Origin of the sequence: Gordonia iterans (genome assembly GCF_002993285.1) — a bacterium.
GTDB classification, from domain to species: domain Bacteria; phylum Actinomycetota; class Actinomycetes; order Mycobacteriales; family Mycobacteriaceae; genus Gordonia; species Gordonia iterans.
In genome coordinates this window covers 1,493,212-1,511,990 of record NZ_CP027433.1, presented here as the reverse complement: position 1 = coordinate 1,511,990, position 18,779 = coordinate 1,493,212, and the positions used below count along the sequence as shown (strand labels likewise).

Below are 18,779 nucleotides of genomic sequence, written 5' to 3'. Positions count from 1 at the left end.
CACCGTACGCATTCCGATAACTCCGGGAAAAGGCCTGGCAAGTGCGCATCTTTGCGAATCTTCCACGACGATTCTGCGAATGTTGCGGATACCTCACGCGGTAGGATCTCCTGCATGGCGAAGACCTACGTGGGCGCCCGACTGCGCCGGCTGCGCGAGGACCTCGGCATCTCGCAGGCCGCCCTCGCCCGCCGGCTGGACCTCTCGACCAGCTACGTCAACCAACTGGAGAACGACTCCCGCCCGATCACCGTTCCAGTGCTGTTGAAGCTCACCAGCGAGTTCGATCTGGCACCCGACTTCTTCTCGGCCGACGGCGATGCCCGGCTCACCGCCGATCTCGCCGACGTGCTGCTGGAGCACGGCGAGGGCGCCCTGTCCCAGGCGGAGGTGACCGAGCTGGTCGCCCGTATGCCGGGCGTGGGACGGACCCTGGTGAGTCTGCACCGCCGGCTGGCCGCCGCGACCGGCGAGGTGGAGAGCTACCGCGGTCGCCTCACCGGCGCCCCGCACGACGAGGACGCCGCTGCAGGCACACCCTTCGAGCAGGTTCGCGACTACTTCTACGACCGCCGGAACCACATCGCCGAACTCGACACGGCCGCCGAGGAACTCTTCGCCGCGGCCGGCTTGCGGATCGGCGGCCTCGACCTGCAACTCGCCCGGGTCCTCGAGTCGGAATACGGGATCGACGTCCGCTACGTCGGCCCCGCGCCGGGCAGCCCGGTCGACACCGTCCCCAAGCGCCGCTACGACCCGGCGACGGCGACGCTGACCATCGCGCGCCGGCTGACGCCCGGCCAGCGCGCCTTTCAGCTCGCCACCCAGCTGGCGCTGCTGAGCCAGCGCGCACTGATCGACCGGCTGCTCGACGACGCCGCAGGCCCTTCGACGGAGCTCACGACAGGCCCTTCGACGAGGCTCAGGACAGGCCCTTCGACGAGGCTCAGGACAGGCGAGCTGGACGCGGGATCGCTCCCCGTCGCCCGGACCGGACTGGCGAACTACTTCGCGGGCGCCCTGGTCCTGCCGTACATGCAGTTCGCGACGGCGGCACGGGACGTCCGCTACGACATCGACCTGCTCAGCCGGAACTTCGAGGTGGGCTTCGAGACCGTATGCCACCGGCTCTCGACGCTGCAGCGCCCCGGCGATCGCGGCATCCCGTTCATCTTCGTTCGCGTCGACAAGGCCGGCAACATCTCGAAACGTCAATCCGCCACCGCCTTCCACTTCTCCCGTGTCGGCGGCAGCTGCCCGCTGTGGGTGGTGCACGACGCCTTCTCCATGCCGGGGCGCATCCACACCCAGGTGTCCGAGATGCCTGACGGCCGCACGTATTTCTGGCTCGCCCGGACCACCGATCCGGCTCGACAGGGGCACCTCTCCACGCCGTCGAACTTCGCCGTCGGACTCGGCTGCGACCTCTCGCATGCCGACGAGCTCGTGTACGCGACGGGCGTGGACCTTCGCGATTCGCGCACCGTGGTCCCGATCGGCGCCGGCTGCAAGGTGTGTCCGCGTCCAGCCTGCCCGCAGCGTGCGTTCCCCCTGCTCGGGCGGCCGATCCGGCACGACGAGACCGTCAGCGCGGCGGTTCCCTATCAGCCGGTGGTCTGACCACTCGCGGCCGGCGTCTCCGGCACGCCCAGCCAATGACGGGCCTCGAGCGCCGTCGCGACGGCGATCGCGTTCTCTCCCAACGGCACCGGCAGCAACTCTTCGGCGCGCGCCAATCGGCGCACCACGGTGTTCCGGTGCGTGTAGAGGCGTTCGGCGGTCGCACTCGCGTTGCAGCGTTGGGCGAACCAGACCCGGAGACACTCGGCCACCTCGGGATCGGCCGTCAGCAGGTCGCCGAGAGTGGCGGCGACGAAGTCGCCGACCTTCTCGTCGTCGGACAGTGCGTCGATCATGCGCACCTCGTCGTACCGAGCGGCCCTCCGGTCGGCCCGGGCGCGCTGGAGGATCCGATGCGCGGTGAGCGCCTGGAAGTGGCTGCGGCGGAACCCCTCCCGACCCTCCCCCGGCGAGCCCAGTGCGATCCACACGTCACCGTGATCGCGGACCGCGTCGGCCACGTCCACTCTCGGGGCCGGAAACCACACCCACAGCTGCGAGGCTCCGGCGAGCACCACCAAGCGCCGAGTGATCCCCGAGGTCTGCATGATCGCCTCGCACGCGGACTCCAGTCGTTCGGCCGACACTCGCGCACCGCCCGAGATCACCGCGGCCAGCTGCGGACCGTCGAGCCGGTAGCCGAGCTGCGCGTGCGCGCGCGCATCCGAGATGGGAGCTCCCTCCAACAGCAGCGCGACGGCGGCCCGCCGCTGCGCGTGCGTGTCGCCGGCCAGCTCCGCCCGGGCGACGTCGATCATCTCCGCCAGCGACCGCACGGTGTCGTCGATGTAGGTCGCGATCGACGTGGAGGTGACCTCGAGCAACTGCCGGAGCAGATCGCGGTCGTCGGTCAACGTGAAGCAGACCTGCATCCACAGTTGCCAAGCGACGTTCTGAGAGGTGCGGAACGAGTCCAGGGTGGAGGCATCGAGTCCGCGGCGCACCAGGTCGCGGACGAAGTCGGCCATGTCGTCGTGCGCCCGCACGCTCACGCGTTCGCCCGGGGCGGCCAGATTGGCGGCTGCCCAGTGGTCGATGTTCGCGGCGGTGGTGGCCAGCGCGATCTCGAGGAGTTCGGGATCCTCGGCGATGACGTTCATCCCGGTCCCCTCCAGGACGCTCTCGTCGAGCGCCCGCACCCATTCGGGAGGGGCCGCCAGCACCACTCGCACGCCGGCCCGAATGAGTTCGGCCACCGCGGGATCTACCGGTTCACCACGCATATGGTCGATTATGCACCAGTTTCCGATTGACACCGGTGCACATCGCTCTTGCATCCGACCATCCATACCAACGATCATTGGTACATAGATCGCGGTACCGCCCCGCGCCAGCCCGAACGAACGGAAGCTCATGACCAGCAACTCGTCCACGTCGCCCCGGACCGAGATCCTCGACGTCCTGATCATCGGCGCCGGAATCTCCGGCATCGGCGCCGCGCACTACCTGACCACCGAACATCCGGACAAGACCTTCGAGATCCTCGAGTCGAGGCATGCGATCGGCGGCACCTGGGACCTGTTCAAATACCCGGGCCTCCGCTCGGACTCGGACCTGCACACCTTCGGCTTCGGCTTCAAGCCGTGGATGGACAACCAGGCGATCGCCGACGCCGACCGGATTCTGGAGTACCTGAACGAGGCCGTCGCCGACGACGATCTCACCGGCAAGATCCGGTTCCACCGACGCGCGATCGGCGCCGACTGGAACTCCGTCGACCAGGCCTGGCACGTCGCCGTCGCCGACACCGAGAAGGGCGACGACGCCCCCACCGAACTGGTCAAGGCGCGCTGGATCTTCGCCGGCACCGGGTACTACAACTACGACGAGGGCTTCACCCCAGACTTCCCCGGCACCGAGCGCTTCGCCGGACAGATCGTGCACCCGCAGCACTGGCCTGAGGACCTGGACTACACGGGCAAGAAGGTCGTCGTGATCGGGTCCGGGGCCACCGCCGTCACGCTCATCCCGTCGATGACCGACGACGCCGAGCACGTCACCATGCTCCAGCGCACCCCGACCTATGTGATCCCGCTGCCCCGCGAGGACGCGATCGCCAACGTCATGAAGAAGGTGCTCGGTCCCAACCTCGGCTACAAGCTGTCCCGTGAGAAGAACATCCTGCAGCAGCGCTTCGTGTACGAAGCCGCACAGCGCTTCCCGCGGCCGGTCAAGGCGATCATCCGCGGAACCAATCGCGCGATGCTCGGCAAGGACTTCCCGCTGGACCCGCACTTCAAGCCGCCGTACAACCCGTGGGACCAGCGTCTGTGCGTGGTGCCCGACGGCGACATGTTCTCCGCGCTCCGGCGGGGCGACGCCTCGATCGTCACCGACCGGATCAAGACCTTCACCGAGAAGGGCATCCTGCTCGAGAGCGGTCAGGAGTTGGAGGCCGACATCATCGTGACCGCCACCGGACTGAATCTGCAGATGTTCGGCGGAATGAGCCTCGCGCTCGACGGCGAACCGGTGGACCTGGCCGACACCGTCGCCTACCGCGGCGTGATGCTCTCGGGTCTGCCCAACTTCGCGTTCGCGATCGGCTACACCAACTCGTCGTGGACGCTCAAGGTGGACATGCTGTGCCAGTACTGGTGCCGGGTCTTGCAGCACATGGACGCGCGCGGCTACAGCAGCGTGCGCGCCGTCCCGAACCCGGGCATGGAGACGCGCCCGCTGCTCGACTTCGGCGCCGGCTACGTCCAGCGGGCCCTGGCCCGGCTGCCCAAGCAGGGCACCGTGAAGCCGTGGACCATGTCGATGAGCGTCTACGCCGATCGCAGTCAGCTCAACCGGGGGCCGGTCGACGACCAGTTCCTGGTTTACGAGCGCAACGTGCCGGCCGTGGCCGAAGCGCCGGAGCGTACCGCGGTCTGACCACGGCACGTCCCCGGGCGCTCAGCGGTCGAGCCGCAGAGTCAGGGCCAGCAGCAGTCGGTCGTCCGGGTCGTCGAGCTGCAGCCCGGAGACGGCCTGCGCGCGCTCGATCCGGTAGCGGAGGGTGTTCGTGTGCACGCCCAGCGCCCCCGCGGCGTCCCGGACGTTCCCGTGCGCATCGATCCAGGCCCGGAGCGAGCCGGCCAGGTCCGACCGATGCTGCTCGTCGTAGGCCCGCAGGCGTGTCAGACGTGGATCGACGAGCTCGGGCACCCCGGACAGGCGGTCGAGCATCTCGCGGAGCAGCACCGCGGTGCGCGACTGAGCGAGCGTGGTCACGCGCGGGGCGGCGCCGGACGTCGCGGCCAGCACGCGGTCGCATTCGGCACGAGCGGCTGGAACCGCTTCCAGACCGTCCACCGGGCTGACGATCGCGGCGCGCAGGCGGCCGGCGAGCGCCGCCGGCGATTCGTCGAACCGTCCGACGAGCGAATGGACCCACGCGGCGAGCCGCCCCGAGTCGGTCTCCGGGATCAGCAGATAGGCTCGGGCGCCGATCACCGCGGTCACCGCGCTCGCCGCGAACGCGCTGGCCTGCAGCCGAATCGCACCCCCGAGAGCCGCCAGGGCGTCGCGTTCGCGCCCGGCCGCGCCGTCGACGGCCAGGCCGACCAGCGCGGTCTCGGCCACCGGCGAGATTCCGAGGTACGCGCCCGCCGATGCCTGGTCGATCCCGCCGTGTTCCCCGAACACACGCTGCAGCAGCTGCGCCTCGGTGGAAGGCGCCTCCAAGGTTCGGGTGAGGATCCGGGCGGCCACCACGGCGGCGCCGCGCAGCGTGTCCGCTGCATCCGGCCGCAGCGGGCCGTCGCCCTCCTGCACCCAGATCGACCCGAGATGACGTCCCCCGGGACCGTGCACCCCGATCACCAGGCGGCGGCGCCACGCGTGTTCAGGATGGTCGGGTACGTCGACCACTTCACCGCCGCGCGCGATGGCCTCGAAGACGCCCCAGCGCCGGAGCCGGTCGAGGTACTCCGGCGGCCCTCCCCGTCCGAGGATCGTCTGCACGCGGAGCGGATCGGCTTCCCCCCGTGACGGCGAGTACGCGAGGACCCGAGCGCTGGTCGGGTCCTCGATCGAGACCAGCCCGCCGGTACCTTCGGCGATGACCGAGACCAGCCCGGTCAGGTCCAGATCCGCCGACGAGGCTCCGGCCGCCCACTTTTCCCGGGCCCGGTCCAGCCGGTCCTGAACCACCGCCAGCACCCGGTCCCAGCGGATTCCGGACGCGATCGAGATCGCGCCCAGTCTCGCGTCGGCGGCCGCCCGAGCAAGCGCCGCCGAGCGGGTCACCACCGCCCGTGGACCGTGGTCGTCGGGCAGCGGCCGGCGGGCGAACACCCCGTCGTCGACGCCGACCAGGAGAAGCAGATCCACATCCGGCAGTCCGACGCCCGCGGCGACGTCGTCGCAGTCGGCCATCGCGACGGACGCGATCAGCGGATCGCCAGACAGCGCAACGTCGTCGACGCCCGAGTCGAGGGCGGCGACCAGGTCGCTGAGCGGTACGCCGCCTCCCGTCGTCACCTCTCCAGCATGACACCTGCTCGTACATCTTCACAAAGATATGCGCATTTCTTCGTTCGATTCGACGATGACGTTGAGCCCGGTCACGCGCTGTACTACTTGCTATGACCCAGATCACGGGACCGGCGGCGCATACGGCGCTCCGGACCGGACTCGCCGAAGCCCGCCCGGTTCGACGAAGCCGATGAAGCGCGTCCCCCGGGATTGGTACGTTCAGCGCCTGGGGGCGCACCGCTACACCACCATGGCCCCTCCGCCCGGAGTGACCACGAGCAGCACCACCCGGTGAGGAGACTCCATGTCCATCGCGTCGTCCATCGCATCCAGCGGTCAGGGCTGGCAGTACACCGCCCTCGTCCTGTACTTCGCGGCGATGATCGCCATCGGCCTCTACGCGTATCGCAAGACCCGCAACGACCTGGACGGCTACATGCTCGCCGACCGCGGCCTCAAACCGTGGGTCGCCGCCCTCTCCGCGGGTGCTTCGGACATGTCCGGCTGGCTCCTCATGGGCCTGCCGGGCGCGCTGTACGTCAGCGGCCTGGTCGAGTCCTGGATCTTCATCGGCCTGACCGTCGGCGCGTGGCTGAACTGGACTTTCGTCGCGCCTCGCCTGCGGTCGTACACCGAGGTCGCCAACGACGCGATCACCATCCCGAGCTTCTTCGGCAAACGACTGCACGACAAGACCAACGTCGTCCGCATCGTATGCGGCGTCGTCATCCTGCTCTTCTTCACCTTCTACATCTCCAGCGGCATGGTCGCCTCGGGCAAGTTCGCCGAGTCCGCGTTCGGTTTCGACTACGTGTGGGGAATGCTGAGCGTCGCGGGCGTCACGATGCTCTACACGCTCTTCGGCGGCTTCCTCGGCGCGTCACTCACCGACGTCGCCCAGGGCCTCCTGGTGGTGGTCGCACTGCTCGCGGTCCCCATCATGGGCGTGATCGACCTCGGCGGCTTCGACGCCACCCTGGACGGCATCCGTGCGGTGGACCCGGAGCGGCTCAGCATGTTCGCCGGCGGCAGCGCCCTCGCGATCATCTCCGCGTGTGCCTGGGGCCTGGGATACTTCGGCCAGCCGCACATCATCGTGCGTTTCATGGCGCTGCGTTCACCGGGCGACGTCCCGGTGGCCCGCCGGATCGGCATCGGCTGGATGATCCTGTGCGGCATCGGCGCGGTCGGTACGGCGCTGGTCGGCATCGCCTACTTCGGTCAGGCGGGCAACCCCGATCTCAACGACGCCGAGACGGTGTTCCTGGTGCTCTCCCAGCTGCTGTTCCACCCGTTCATCGCCGGACTGGTCCTGGCGGCCGTGCTGGCGGCCATCATGTCGACGGTGTCCTCGCAGTTGATCGTGTGCTCGTCGGCCCTGATCGAGGACCTGTACAAGCTCGTCGCCGCCAGGGCCGGGTGGCGCGAACTGGCTCCGATCGCCTATGTGCGTCTCGGCCGCCTCGGCGTGCTCGTCATCGCGGTGATCGCCCTGATCATGGCGCTCTCCCCGTCCAACAGCATCCTCACACTCGTCGCCTTCGCCTGGGCCGGCTTCGGCGCGGCGTTCGGTCCGGCGATCATCCTGTCGCTCTACTGGCGTCGCCTGACCACCGCTGGCGCACTGGCCGGCATCATCGCCGGCGCCGCCGTCGCCTACGTCTGGGGCCAGACCTCGCTGAACGAGACGATGTACGAGATCATCCCCGGTTTCCTCGCGAACTTCCTGGTCGCCGTCCCGGTCAGCCTGATGACCAAGCGCAGCGACCCGGACGCGATCGATGCCGAGTTCGACCAGGCCGTCGCCCTCGCTCGGCGCAAGCGCGGCAAGGAGCACCGCGTCCTGGAGCCCACCGCCTGACGACGTTCGTCGCTTCCCGAGTGTCGTTCCGTTTCCCGAGTGTCGACCAGGCTCCCGCGTACCCCCGGGCGTCCGCGGGAGCAGGATCCACACTCGGGAACAGGATCCACGATCGGGAAACGGATCTGCAATCGCGAACAGGATCCGCGCGCGGGAGTCGGCACGATGCGCGGGAGCTGATTCGATGCTCCAGAGCTCACACGATCCTCGGGAACCGGATCCGGCGATCGGCCTGTGCACAAGTCCGCGTCGGCTCGACGAGGCTGTGGACAACCGGTGGCGGCAGCGCGCCGATCCGGGTGCGATGGGCGCATGGATCTTCCGCTGCCACGCGATCTCAACGGTCTCGTCTGGCGCAAGGATGCGCTCGACACCGGGCACACCGAGAAGGAGATCGCGGACCTGATCAAAGGAAGGGATCTCTTCCGAGTGTGCCGCGGCGTCTACGTCGAGGCCGCGCGAGTTCCCGAGGACGAGCGGTTCGCCGAGCTGTACCGTCTACGCTGTCTGGCCGCGGGCACCGGGCCGGGCTCCACCTGGACGCTCAGCCACCAGTCGGCCGCCGCCGTGCTCGGATTGGAGTTGCTCAAACCCGACCGCTCACGCGTGCACGTCACCAACGGCGTGTGCCAGGGCGGCATGCGACGACGACGCCGCCAGGTGCACGCCGCGCCGTTGAACGGCTCGACCGTCTCGGTGAACGGCGCCCACGTGACCGGTGTCGCGCGCACCGCCGTCGACGTCGCGGCCGGTGGCACTTTCGCGCAGAAGCTCGCAGTCTTCGACTCGGCCCTGCGCGCCGGCTGCACGCGCGACGAGCTCGAAGCGATCCTCAAGGAACGACGGCGCGTCGGTGCCGCCGCGATCCGGTACGCGCTGCGGATGGCCGACAAGCGCGCCGCCAACCCCGGCGAATCGTGGAGTCGTGCGCAGATGATCGAAGCCGGACTCCCGGTGCCCGAACTTCAGGAGCACTACATCCTCGAAGACGGGCGCGACGCCTTCGTCGACTGTGACTGGTTCAAGAAGCTGATCGGCGAGTTCGACGGCAAGCGCAAATACCTGCGGGACCGCAGAGCGGGCGAGACCGAGGCCGACGTCGTGCTGCGCGAGAAGGAACGGGAGGACCGTCTGCGCGACCTCGGCCTCGACGTCGTGCGCTGGGACTTCCCCGATCTTGAGCGCAAACGGATGGTGCCGCGGGTGGCGTATCACCTGCGCCGGAACGGACTCCTCGCTTAGTCCTCCGGGTACGTGCACCCCCTGCGGCGAGACGCGTCCCGGTTCCCGAGTGTCGTTCCTGATCCCGAGAGTCGATCCTGCTCCCGCGTACCCCCGGGCGTCCGCGGGAGCAGGATCCACAATCGCGAGCCGGAGCCACACGCGGGAACCGGCACGATGCTCGGAACGACGGCGGTGCGCGTCAGTCCCGGAGCAACCCCTTCGCCACGTGGGTCACCTGGATCTCGTTGGAGCCCGCATAGATCATCAGCGACTTCGCGTCCCGGGCGAGCTGCTCGACGCGGTACTCGGCCATGTAGCCGTTCCCGCCGAACAGCTGCACCGCTTCCATCGCCACCTCCGTGGCCGCACGCGAAGAGTACAGCTTCATCGCCGAGGCGCGCGCGAGGCTCGGCGGCTTGCCGGCCCGGGACGCGTCGATGGCGGCGAACAGCATGTTCTCCACGTTCATCCGGGCCACCTCCATCTCGGCGAGCTTGAGCTGGATCAGCTGGAACTTGGCGATCTCGGTGCCCCACAGGGTGCGGCTCTTGGCATAGTCGACGCACAGGCGCAGGCACTCGTTGATGATGCCCAGGCTCAGCGCCGCGATCCCGATGCGCTCGGCGGTGAAGCCGGCCTTGGCGCCGTCCCCGCCCCGGGAGTCCGAGCCGGTGTCCTCGGTCTCGCCGAGCAGGCGATCCCGCGACAGCCGGACGTCGTCGAAGAACAGCTCGCCGGTAGGCGAGCTCATCATGCCCATCTTCTTGAAGGGCGCCCCCTGGGTCAGGCCCTCCATCCCGGAGTCCAGGACGAAGGTGAGCACTTTGCGCTCGCGCATCGGCGTGCCGTCACCCTCGTCGAGCTTGGCGAACACCACGATGGTGTCCGCGTAAGGGCCGTTGGTGATGAACGTCTTGTTGCCGCGCAGGATGTAGTCGTCGCCGTCGCGCCGCACCGTGGTCTTCATGCCGCCCAGCGCATCCGAGCCGCTGTCGGGCTCGGTGATCGCCCACGCGCCGACCTTCTCCATGGTGACGAGCCCCGGCAGCCAGCGGCGCTTCTGCGCGAGCGTGCCGCGGCTGCGAATGGTCGACACGGTCAGGCCCATCGAGACGCCCATCGACCCGATCAGGCCGAGGCTCACGCCGGCCATCTCCATGTTCAGGATCATGAACATGGGATTGGCGAGCGACTGCGACGTTCCTCGCTTGGCTTCACCGGCGCTCGCGTCCGCGCCGTTCCCGCCGGCCTCCTCGGCAGCCAGTTCCCGCTCCAGGTTCTCCGCGGCCATCGAGTCCATGCCGAACGCCGCGAGCATCTTCCGGGTGATGTCGTACGGCGGCAACTGCCCGGATTCGAGCTCGTCGATGTGCGGACGCACTTCTTTGTCGATGAATCCGCGCACCGCATCGCGCACCATCAGGTCTTCTTCGGACCACTCGAACAAGGCCGGCCTCCCGCCGTGAGAATCGATGTCGTTCCGCCCGACGCCGGGACTAGAACACGTTTCAGTTTCACTGCTGACAGTAGCGTGAACACCGTGACGGCGACAGCACAACCCTGGCCCGGGCGTATCCACGCGCCCGACAGCCTGGCCCGCGAACGGCTCGACGAGCTCACCGACCTCGGCGAGGAGGCGCCGTTCGCGGAGAATCCGCAAGCACCCCGGCGCATCTGGGAAGCGGCGCAGACCTGGTATGCGGCCGGAACCCAGCCCGGGATCAGCGTGTGCGTGCGCGTCGACGGCGAGGTGATCCTGGACCGGGCCATCGGCCACGCCCGCGGCAACGGCCCCGACGAGGTCCTGCGACGGGAAACGGGCGCCGGCGACGCCGAACGAGTGCCGCTGCGCACGACCACCCCGGTGTGCGTGTTCTCCACCGCGAAGGCGATGGCGTCGACGGTGGTGCACCTGCTGATCGAGCGCGGCGACCTTCGACCCGATGATCTCGTCGACGATCTGCTACCCGGCTACGGGGCACACGGCAAGAGGCGCACGACGATCGACCACGTCCTCACCCATCGCGCCGGGGTGCCGATCCCGACCGGCCCACGTCCGGATCTGAGCCGCAGCGAAGACAGCGCCTACGCGCGAGAACTACTCGCCGGACTGCGCCCGATCTATCCGCCCGGAACGATGCATTTCTACCATGCCCTCACCTGGGGACCGCTGATCCGCGAGATCGTCGCCGCAGCCACCGGGCGCAGCATCCGGGACGTCCTGGCAGCGGAGATCCTGGATCCGCTCGGCTTCTCGTGGACCAACTTCGGGGTCGTTCCCGACGACGTCGACCGCGTCGCTCTCAGCTACGTGACCGGCCCGCCGGCGGGCGGCGCGATGGATGCGGCGTTCACCAAGGTGGTCGGCGGCACCCTCGCGAAGACCATCGAGCGCGCCAACGCGCCGGGATTCCTGACGAGCGTGGTGCCGTCGTCGAACACGGTCTCCACCGCGAACGAACTGTCTCGGTTCGCCGAGTTGTTGCGCCGCGGCGGCGAACTCGACGGCTGCCGCGTGCTCTGGCCGTCCACCCTGCGGGCAGCCACCCGGCAGCGTCGCCGGCTCCGGCCCGACGTGGCCACCGGCGGCATGCCGCTGCGGTGGGGCACCGGTTACATGCTCGGCTCGTCGCGTTTCGGCCCGTTCGGGCGGGACGCCCCCGCAGCGTTCGGGCATACCGGACTCAGCCAGATCGCGATGTGGGCCGACCCGGAACGCCGCCTCGCCGCTGCCGTCGTCTCCACCGGCAAACCCACGACGCACCCCGAGGGGCGGCGCTACAACGTCCTGCTCGACACGATCAACCGAGAGATCCCGCGCCGCTGACCGCCGAGCACCGTTGGTGGTCGAGTAGCGGGCGAACGGATCGAGTCCGCGTCTCGAGACCGAAAGCTCACCGCCGGCGGAGCACCAGAAACACGACCGCCGCGACCACCACGAGAAGCAGCAGCGGGACCGCCGCCATCGCGACGTCGGACCAGGCGGGTACGAGGGGGTTCATCAGTTCCTCCAGTTCTCGGAGCCGACCATCGAGCCCGGGCGGACGTCCGCACGGAAGAATCGGTCCGGACCGTCGCACAGCAACGCCTGCGCGACCGGTTTGGCCACGACGAGGCCCACGTCGCCGGAGACGCGGCCGTCAGCGCCGATCGCACCGACGTGGCGCCGGATCCGGGACACGAAGGCGCGGATCGACTCCCCGCCGTGCGGCGTCGCGTCGGGGTCGGCGAACCAGAGTCCGAGGTCTGGGCCCCGGATCTCGTCCGGCCGCAGTCCGCGCCACGCCCCGACGTCCAGCGTCGCCAGTGCCGGGTCGACGTCGAACGACGGCCCCAGCACCCCGGCGGTCTGCCGCACGGACGCTTCCGGACCGGCGCGAACACCGGCCCCCTCCGAGGGCACCGCGGTGCGCAGCGCCGCCACGTCCGCGATGCCGCGTGCGTCGAGCGGTCGAAGCTCCCCGCCGAAGCACACCGCCCGGTTGGGGGCGGTGCGCCCGGCGACGATCAGGAACACGTCAGACGGCCGCCGCGTCGCTCCGGCGCTCTGCGGTGTCCGCGTCGCGCTTCATCATCACGCCCAGGATCAGACAGAAGGCGGTCACCAGCACGGTCCACAGGATCACCTGGTTCGCGATCGCGTAGACGCGGAAGTCGGCGACCACCTGCCCCGGGAAGCCGGCGCCGTAGATCACGCCGTCGTGCTCCACCGGCCCGGGCACCTCCTGGAAGCTCGGCAGCAGGGCGGCGGTGACCGTCATGACCACCAGGTAGCCGACGGAGGCCACGACGCCCGACACCAGTCCGCCGAGCCTGTCCCAGAGCGCCAGCGCGATCCAGATCGCGAGCGCCGCGACCACCAGCGAGACGATCGTCAGGGTCAGGTACGACGCCGACCGCGACCCGATGGTGTCTTCCTCGCCGACGGCGGGCGGGTTCGGCGGGTAGACGAAGAACGGCACGCCGATCACGGCGACGAAGCCGATCACGCCGAGCAGTCCGGCCACCGATCGGGGGTCGGCGCCGGCGAAACGACGTCCGACGTAGGCCCACAGCAGGGTGAAGGCGACGGCGAAGAAGGCGCCGATGCACAGGGCGAAGACCACGGTGCCGGTGCCCGCGCCGATGTTCTCCTGCACCGAGCGGCTGAACAGCTCGCCGTGCTCGTGCCCGCCGTGCTCGTGGGCGTGGCCCATTGCGGCGTGCATGTCCTCCTCGGCGTGCTCGCGGTACTCCTCGTAGTCGATCGCCTTGGCGACCTGCGGCTCGACGAAGATCCGGGCGTAGACGAAGGCGACGATTCCGGCGATCAGTCCGGACAGCAGACCGGCGCCGACAAACTTGCGTTCCATGTTCTCTTGTTCCTCGTGTCCGGTCGGCTCAGTGGCAGGGGAAGCCGAGGAAGTGCCGCGAGTCGTGGATGAACTCGTGGACGTGGGTGTCCTCGCCGAAGAGCGAGACCGCACCCTGGTCGTACCCGAGGAAGTAGTACGCGAGGGCCGCGACCAGCACGGTCGCGGTCAGGAAGAGCGCCGTGGAGGCGGTCTCGAGATGAGGTACGGCCAGGGTGCGGGGGCGCTGTGCGCCGGCGCCGGCCGAATGCGCGGATGCGGTCATGAGGGAACCTGCTTCCGGGATCGTGCGTCCCGTCGTCGTTGAATACCGAATCGCCCGATGCGGTGTTCTGACTCGGCCCCGCCTGGCGGCGGAACCTCACAGTGGCGCGACCGTTCCGGAGTCTCACCGGATTCCCCGCGTCGGGCCCGGATCACTCTACTCCCCCGGACGACCTCCCCCGGACGCCGTCGAAGAGCTTCTGTCGTAGGGCTGGGGTTCAATGGTCCTCATGGCGGGCACAAGCATCGGGACGGACTTCGGTCCGGCCACCCGCCGCTGGTTCACCGGCGCGTTCGGCGAACCGACGGCGGCGCAGCGCGGGGCGTGGAAGTCGATCGCGGCCGGCGATCACACGCTGGTGATCGCGCCGACCGGGTCCGGCAAGACGCTCGCCGCCTTCCTCTGGGCGATCGACCGGATGATCGCGGAACCGCGGCCGGGTCCCGGTGTGCGCGTGCTGTACGTCTCGCCCTTGAAGGCGCTCGCGGTCGACGTGGAGCGGAATCTCTCCGCGCCGCTGGTCGGCATCGGGCACGCCGCGCAGGCTCTGGGCCTCCCGGCTCCCGAGGTCACCGTCGGCGTGCGTTCCGGCGACACCCCGGCGGCGGCACGACGCGCACTGATCAGCCGCCCGCCGGACATCCTGATCACCACGCCCGAATCGCTGTACCTGATGCTGACGTCCGCGGCGCGGAAGACGCTGAGCACCGTGGAGACGGTGATCGTCGACGAGATCCACGCGCTCGCGCCCACCAAACGCGGCAGCCACCTCGCGCTCTCCCTCGAACGTCTCGACGCCCTGCTGCCGGCTCCGGCCCAGCGCATCGGGCTCTCGGCCACGGTCCGTCCGCCGGAGACGGTGGCGCGGTTCTTGAGCGGTGCGGCCCCGTGCACCGTCGTGCGTCCCCCGGCGGTCAAGACCTTCGATCTGAGCGTGCAGGTGCCGGTCGAGGACATGACGGACCTGCCTGTCCTGAGCTCCGCCGAAGGGCCTGTCCTGAGCTCCGCCGAAGGGCCTGTCCTGAGCTCCGCCGAGTCGGAAGAGCTCGACGACGCCTTCTCCCCGACCGCGGGCTCGCTGTGGCCGTTCGTCGAGTCGGCGATCGTCGACGCGATCGAACGGAACCGCTCGACCATCGTGTTCGCCAACTCGCGCCGTCTGGCCGAGCGCCTGACCGCGCGGCTGAACGAGATCTCGGCGGAGCGCGCCGGCCTCACACCGGACGACGGCTTCGACCCGCTCGCCGCCAATCCCGCGGTGCCCGGCGGCATGCCCGCGACCATCAACGGCGCGGTGGTGACCGGCGGTGCACCCGCGGTCCTGGCACGCGCCCACCACGGCTCGGTCAGCAAGGAGCAACGCGCCGAGATCGAGGATTCGCTCAAGTCGGGCCGGCTGCGGTGCGTCGTCGCGACCAGCTCGCTCGAACTCGGCATCGACATGGGCGCGGTGGATCTGGTGATCCAGGTGGAGACTCCGCCCTCGGTCGCGTCCGGTCTGCAGCGCATCGGGCGCGCCGGGCATCAGGTCGGCGAGATCAGCAGGGGAATCGTGTTCCCCAAACATCGCACCGATCTGATCGGCTGCGCGGTGACCGTCTCCCGCATGCTCGACGGCGAGATCGAGCAGCTCACCGTCCCCCGGAATCCCCTGGACATCCTGGCGCAGCAGACCGTCGCCGCGACGGCGGTCGACGACGTGAACGTCGACGAGTGGTTCGACACCGTTCGACGCTCGGCGCCGTATGCCGAGCTGACCCGCGACGTGTACGACGCGGTGCTCGACCTGATCTCCGGCCGCTACCCGTCCGACGAGTTCGCCGGGCTGGCCGCCCGCGTCGACTACGACCGCGCCGCCGGCACCCTCACCGCCCGCCGGGGCACCCTGCGGACCGCGGTGATCTCCGGCGGCACCATCCCCGACCGCGGCATGTTCGGCGTGTTCCTCGCGTCCGGTGAAGCCACGGACGCGCGCGGCCCCCGCCGCGTCGGCGAGCTCGACGAGCAGATGGTCTACGAGTCACGCGTCGGGGACGTCTTCGCGCTCGGCACCAGCAGCTGGCGGATCGTCGAGATCACCCACGACAGGGTGCTGGTGATCCCTGCGCCCGGCCAGCCCGGCCGGCTCCCGTTCTGGATCGGCGACGCGATCGGCCGCCCCGCCGAGCTCGGCGCGGCGATGGGCGCCTTCGTCGGTGCAGCCGGCGACCCGGAGAAGTTCGGTGCGCTCGCCGACCGGATCGGGCTGAGCGAGAACGCCCGCGGGAACCTCGCCGCTCTGCTCGACGACCAGCGCGCGGCGACCGGCACGCTGCCCACCGACCGCACGCTCGTGGTCGAGCGTTTCCGCGACGAGCTCGGCGACTGGCGGCTGATCCTGCACTCCCCGTACGGCCTTCGCGTCCACGCCCCGTGGGCGAGTGCGATCGCCACCCGCTTGCACGAACGGCTCGGTCTGGACGGCGTCGCCACCGCCGCCGACGACGGCATCATCGTGCGCCTGCCCGACACCGACGACACCCCGCCGGGCGCAGAGGTGTTCGACGTCGACCCGGACGAGATCGGCGACATCGCCCTGCGCGCACTGGCCGATTCCTCGCTCTTCGCCGCCCGTTTCCGCGAGTGCGCGGCCCGCGCCCTCCTGTTGCCGCGCCGCGATCCGGGCAAGCGGGCGCCCCTCTGGCAGCAACGCCAGCGCGCCGCCGAGCTGCTGGCCGTCGCCTCCCGCTACCCGGACTTCCCGATCATTCTGGAGACCGCACGCGAATGCCTCGAAGACGTGTACGATCTGCCCGCCCTGATCGACGTCCTCACCCGGATCAAGCGCCGCCGGATCCGGCTGGTCGAGACGGAGACCCCGTCGCCGTCGCCGTTCGCCGCGGCCATGCTGCTCGGCTACGCCGGATCGTTCATGTACGACGACGACGCACCCCTCGCCGAGCGGCGCGCGACGGCCCTGGCGCTCGACACGTCGCTGCTGGCCCAGTTGCTCGGGCGGGTGGACCTGCGCGAACTGCTCGATCCGGTGGTGATCGCCGATACCGTCGCCCGCCTCCAGCGGACCGCGCCGGAGCGCCGGGCGCGAGACGGTCAGGACGTCGCAGACCTGCTGCGCTGGCTGGGACCGCTCACCCGCGACCAGATCGCCGACCGCTACCGCGGCGAGGCAGCTCTCGACGAGGTCCTGGCCGAGCTCACCGGACTCGGCAGACTCGTCACAGTCGTGATGCTCGGCCGGGAGCGCCTCGCGGCGATCGACGATGTCGCACTCCTCCGCGACGGCCTCGGTGTGCCGGCACCGCTCGGTGTCCCGGCCGCCTATCTGGAGGCGCCGGCCGACCCGGTGGGCGACCTGATCCACCGTTACGCCCGCACGCACGGGCCGTTCACAGCCACGGACGCAGCCGCCGACCTGGGCCTCGGCGTCGCCGTGGTCCGGGAAGTGCTCGCCCGGCTGGCCGGGCGGCGCACGGTGATCGAGGGCCAGTTCGTGTCGGACGACGATCCCCCGACCGGCGAACGCAGTCAGTGGTGCCACACCGACGTGCTCGGGCAGTTGCGCCGCGGATCGCTCGCCGCCGGCCGGGCCGACGTGGAACCGGTCGACCACGCCGCCTACGCCCGCTTCCTCCTGGACTGGCAGCACGTCGGCGGCCCGACCCCCCTTGGTGGTCGAGTAGCCGGCACGAACGAAGTGAGTGCCGGCGTATCGAGACCAACCCGCGACCCTCGCCTGCGCGGCGTGCACGGTCTGATGTCGGTGATCGAGCAACTCGCCGGACAGCCGATCCCGGCGTCGGCGTGGGAAGCACTGGTGCTGCCCGCGCGCATCGCCGACTATCGCCCGGCGATGCTCGACGAGCTGCTCGCCGGCGGCGAGGTGATCTGGTCCGGGCACGGACGGATCGCCGGCGCGGACGGATGGATCGCCTTCCACCCGGCCGATTCGGCGCCGCTCACCCTGCGCCCCGCTGACCCGCTGGAGGCGACCGGGCTGCACGAGGCGATGCTCGCCGAGCTGAGCGGCGGTGCACTCCGCTATCCGCAGTTGACCGCGGGGCTCGGCGACGACGAGGAATCCCGCCGCACCGCGCTGTGGGATCTGGTGTGGGCCGGCCTGGTGTCCAACGACTCGTTCTCCCCGGTCCGTGCCCTGCTCACACCCGGACGCTCCAAAAGCGGCTCGTCGACCCCCTCGCATCGTGTCCGCGGAGGCGGGCGCGCTCCACGCCTGCGGACCGCGCGACTGTCCAGTCGCTATCTGGCCGGAGCCGATCTGCCGACCGGGGGCGTCGGCGGGTCCGGATCGGCACCCCCGCTGGTCGGCGGACGCTGGGCGCTGCTGGAACGCGTCGATCTGGACCCGACGACGGCGGCGGCGGCGACCTGCGAGGTCCTTCTGGATCGGTACGGAGTGGTCACCAAGGGTGCGGTCGTGGGCGAGGAGGTGCCCGGCGGCTTCTCCCGGATCTACAAGGCGCTCAGTGTCTTCGAAGACTCCGGACAGGTCCGCCGGGGGTACTTCGTCGACGGACTCGGCGGCGCCCAGTTCGCGGCGGGGCACACCGTCGACACGCTCCGCGAAGCCGCGGTGATTCCGCGCGAGGAACACCTCACCGCGCTCGTCCTGGCGGCCACCGACCCGGCCAATCCCTACGGCGCCGCACTGTCCTGGCCGAACCGCGACGACGACGGTCACCGCCCGGGCCGCAAACCCGGCGCACTGCTGGTGCTGGTCGACGGGCACGCGACACTGTTCGTCGAGCGCGGAGGCAAGCGGGTTCTCACCTTCACCGACGAGTCCGATCGGCTCGAGTCGGCCGCCGGCGCGCTGGCGGAAGCGGTGCGGCGGGGCCGCGTGCCGCGGATTCACGTCGACCTCGTCGACGGCGACCCCGTCCAGCGCACCGAGCTCGGGGCGGTCCTCGCCGCCCAGGGTTTCGCCGCCACGCCCCGAGGCCTGCGCATGAACTACGACCCGCGCCATGCCTGA

Annotated in this window: 12 protein-coding genes and 1 riboswitch; of the genes, 6 read left to right on the top strand and 6 right to left on the bottom strand. The window is 70.0% G+C overall.

All coding sequences use genetic code 11. The features are described from left to right. Nucleotides 1-114: 114 nt before the first annotated feature. Nucleotides 115-1,620: a short-chain fatty acyl-CoA regulator family protein gene (locus C6V83_RS07080; RefSeq protein WP_105941800.1), complete on the top strand. Its 1,506-nt coding sequence runs from the start codon at nucleotides 115-117 to the stop codon at nucleotides 1,618-1,620. Here the strand turns inward: C6V83_RS07080 and C6V83_RS07075 are convergent. Continuing rightward, on the bottom strand, nucleotides 1,605-2,843 hold the full coding sequence (locus tag C6V83_RS07075) for a PucR family transcriptional regulator (protein WP_105941799.1): 1,239 nt from the start codon (nucleotides 2,841-2,843) through the stop codon (nucleotides 1,605-1,607). The genes C6V83_RS07080 and C6V83_RS07075 overlap by 16 nt on opposite strands. A gap of 130 nt (nucleotides 2,844-2,973) precedes the next feature. On the opposite strand from C6V83_RS07075, the gene C6V83_RS07070 reads away from it, so the two are divergent. Beyond that, entirely contained in the window at nucleotides 2,974-4,500 is a 1,527-nt protein-coding gene (locus tag C6V83_RS07070; protein WP_105941798.1) for a flavin-containing monooxygenase, read from the top strand. Nucleotides 4,501-4,521: 21 nt separating this feature from the next. Here the strand turns inward: C6V83_RS07070 and C6V83_RS07065 are convergent, their stop codons facing one another. After that, the gene (locus C6V83_RS07065; RefSeq protein WP_234353908.1) at nucleotides 4,522-6,090 is read right to left on the bottom strand and encodes a PucR family transcriptional regulator; all 1,569 of its coding nucleotides are present in this window, start codon (nucleotides 6,088-6,090) and stop codon (nucleotides 4,522-4,524) included. Nucleotides 6,091-6,388: 298 nt separating this feature from the next. Here C6V83_RS07065 and putP point away from each other — a divergent pair, with 298 nt between their 5' ends. Together putP and C6V83_RS07055 are read left to right on the top strand one after the other, a co-directional pair. After that, the gene (gene putP / locus C6V83_RS07060) at nucleotides 6,389-7,945 is read left to right on the top strand and encodes a sodium/proline symporter PutP (protein WP_105941797.1); all 1,557 of its coding nucleotides are present in this window, start codon (nucleotides 6,389-6,391) and stop codon (nucleotides 7,943-7,945) included. 312 nt (nucleotides 7,946-8,257) lie between these two features. Continuing rightward, complete coding sequence (locus C6V83_RS07055) at nucleotides 8,258-9,187, top strand: hypothetical protein (protein WP_105941796.1); 930 nt, start codon at nucleotides 8,258-8,260, stop codon at nucleotides 9,185-9,187. A 181-nt stretch (nucleotides 9,188-9,368) separates the two neighbouring features. Here the strand turns inward: C6V83_RS07055 and C6V83_RS07050 are convergent, their stop codons facing one another. Next, the gene (locus tag C6V83_RS07050) at nucleotides 9,369-10,616 is read right to left on the bottom strand and encodes an acyl-CoA dehydrogenase family protein (protein ID WP_105941795.1); all 1,248 of its coding nucleotides are present in this window, start codon (nucleotides 10,614-10,616) and stop codon (nucleotides 9,369-9,371) included. A 93-nt stretch (nucleotides 10,617-10,709) separates the two neighbouring features. On the opposite strand from C6V83_RS07050, the gene C6V83_RS07045 reads away from it, so the two are divergent. After that, nucleotides 10,710-11,996, top strand: coding sequence for a serine hydrolase domain-containing protein (locus C6V83_RS07045; protein WP_407646254.1), 1,287 nt, complete (start codon nucleotides 10,710-10,712; stop codon nucleotides 11,994-11,996). A gap of 174 nt (nucleotides 11,997-12,170) precedes the next feature. Here C6V83_RS07045 and C6V83_RS07040 read toward each other — a convergent pair whose 3' ends face one another. The 3 genes from C6V83_RS07040 to C6V83_RS07030 are packed head-to-tail and all read right to left on the bottom strand — an operon-like array spanning nucleotide 12,171 to nucleotide 13,786. Beyond that, on the bottom strand, nucleotides 12,171-12,686 hold the full coding sequence (locus C6V83_RS07040; protein WP_105941794.1) for a histidine phosphatase family protein: 516 nt from the start codon (nucleotides 12,684-12,686) through the stop codon (nucleotides 12,171-12,173). 1 nt (nucleotide 12,687) lies between these two features. Then, nucleotides 12,688-13,521, bottom strand: a complete 834-nt coding sequence (locus C6V83_RS07035; RefSeq protein WP_105941793.1) for a CbtA family protein — start codon at nucleotides 13,519-13,521, stop codon at nucleotides 12,688-12,690. 28 nt (nucleotides 13,522-13,549) lie between these two features. Next, nucleotides 13,550-13,786 (bottom strand): CbtB domain-containing protein, encoded by a 237-nt coding sequence (locus C6V83_RS07030; protein ID WP_105941792.1) that lies wholly within the window; start codon nucleotides 13,784-13,786, stop codon nucleotides 13,550-13,552. A gap of 61 nt (nucleotides 13,787-13,847) precedes the next feature. Further along, nucleotides 13,848-13,922, bottom strand: a riboswitch (cobalamin riboswitch). Nucleotides 13,923-14,015: 93 nt separating this feature from the next. Between C6V83_RS07030 and C6V83_RS07025 the strand changes: the two genes are divergently transcribed. After that, nucleotides 14,016-18,779 carry an ATP-dependent helicase gene (locus C6V83_RS07025; protein WP_105943784.1) on the top strand — a complete coding sequence of 1,588 codons (4,764 nt, stop codon included), beginning with the start codon at nucleotides 14,016-14,018 and terminating at the stop codon, nucleotides 18,777-18,779.

What these genes read in the sequence shown, in the direction of transcription:
- C6V83_RS07080 (WP_105941800.1), top strand. Translation starts at nt 115, where the DNA reads ATGGCGAAGACCTACGTGGGCGCCCGACTGCGCCGGCTGCGCGAGGAC.
- C6V83_RS07075 (WP_105941799.1), bottom strand. Translation starts at nt 2,843, where the DNA reads ATGCGTGGTGAACCGGTAGATCCCGCGGTGGCCGAACTCATTCGGGCC.
- C6V83_RS07070 (WP_105941798.1), top strand. Translation starts at nt 2,974, where the DNA reads ATGACCAGCAACTCGTCCACGTCGCCCCGGACCGAGATCCTCGACGTC.
- putP (WP_105941797.1), top strand. Translation starts at nt 6,389, where the DNA reads ATGTCCATCGCGTCGTCCATCGCATCCAGCGGTCAGGGCTGGCAGTAC.
- C6V83_RS07055 (WP_105941796.1), top strand. Translation starts at nt 8,258, where the DNA reads ATGGATCTTCCGCTGCCACGCGATCTCAACGGTCTCGTCTGGCGCAAG.
- C6V83_RS07035 (WP_105941793.1), bottom strand. Translation starts at nt 13,521, where the DNA reads ATGGAACGCAAGTTTGTCGGCGCCGGTCTGCTGTCCGGACTGATCGCC.
- C6V83_RS07030 (WP_105941792.1), bottom strand. Translation starts at nt 13,786, where the DNA reads ATGACCGCATCCGCGCATTCGGCCGGCGCCGGCGCACAGCGCCCCCGC.
- C6V83_RS07025 (WP_105943784.1), top strand. Translation starts at nt 14,016, where the DNA reads ATGGCGGGCACAAGCATCGGGACGGACTTCGGTCCGGCCACCCGCCGC.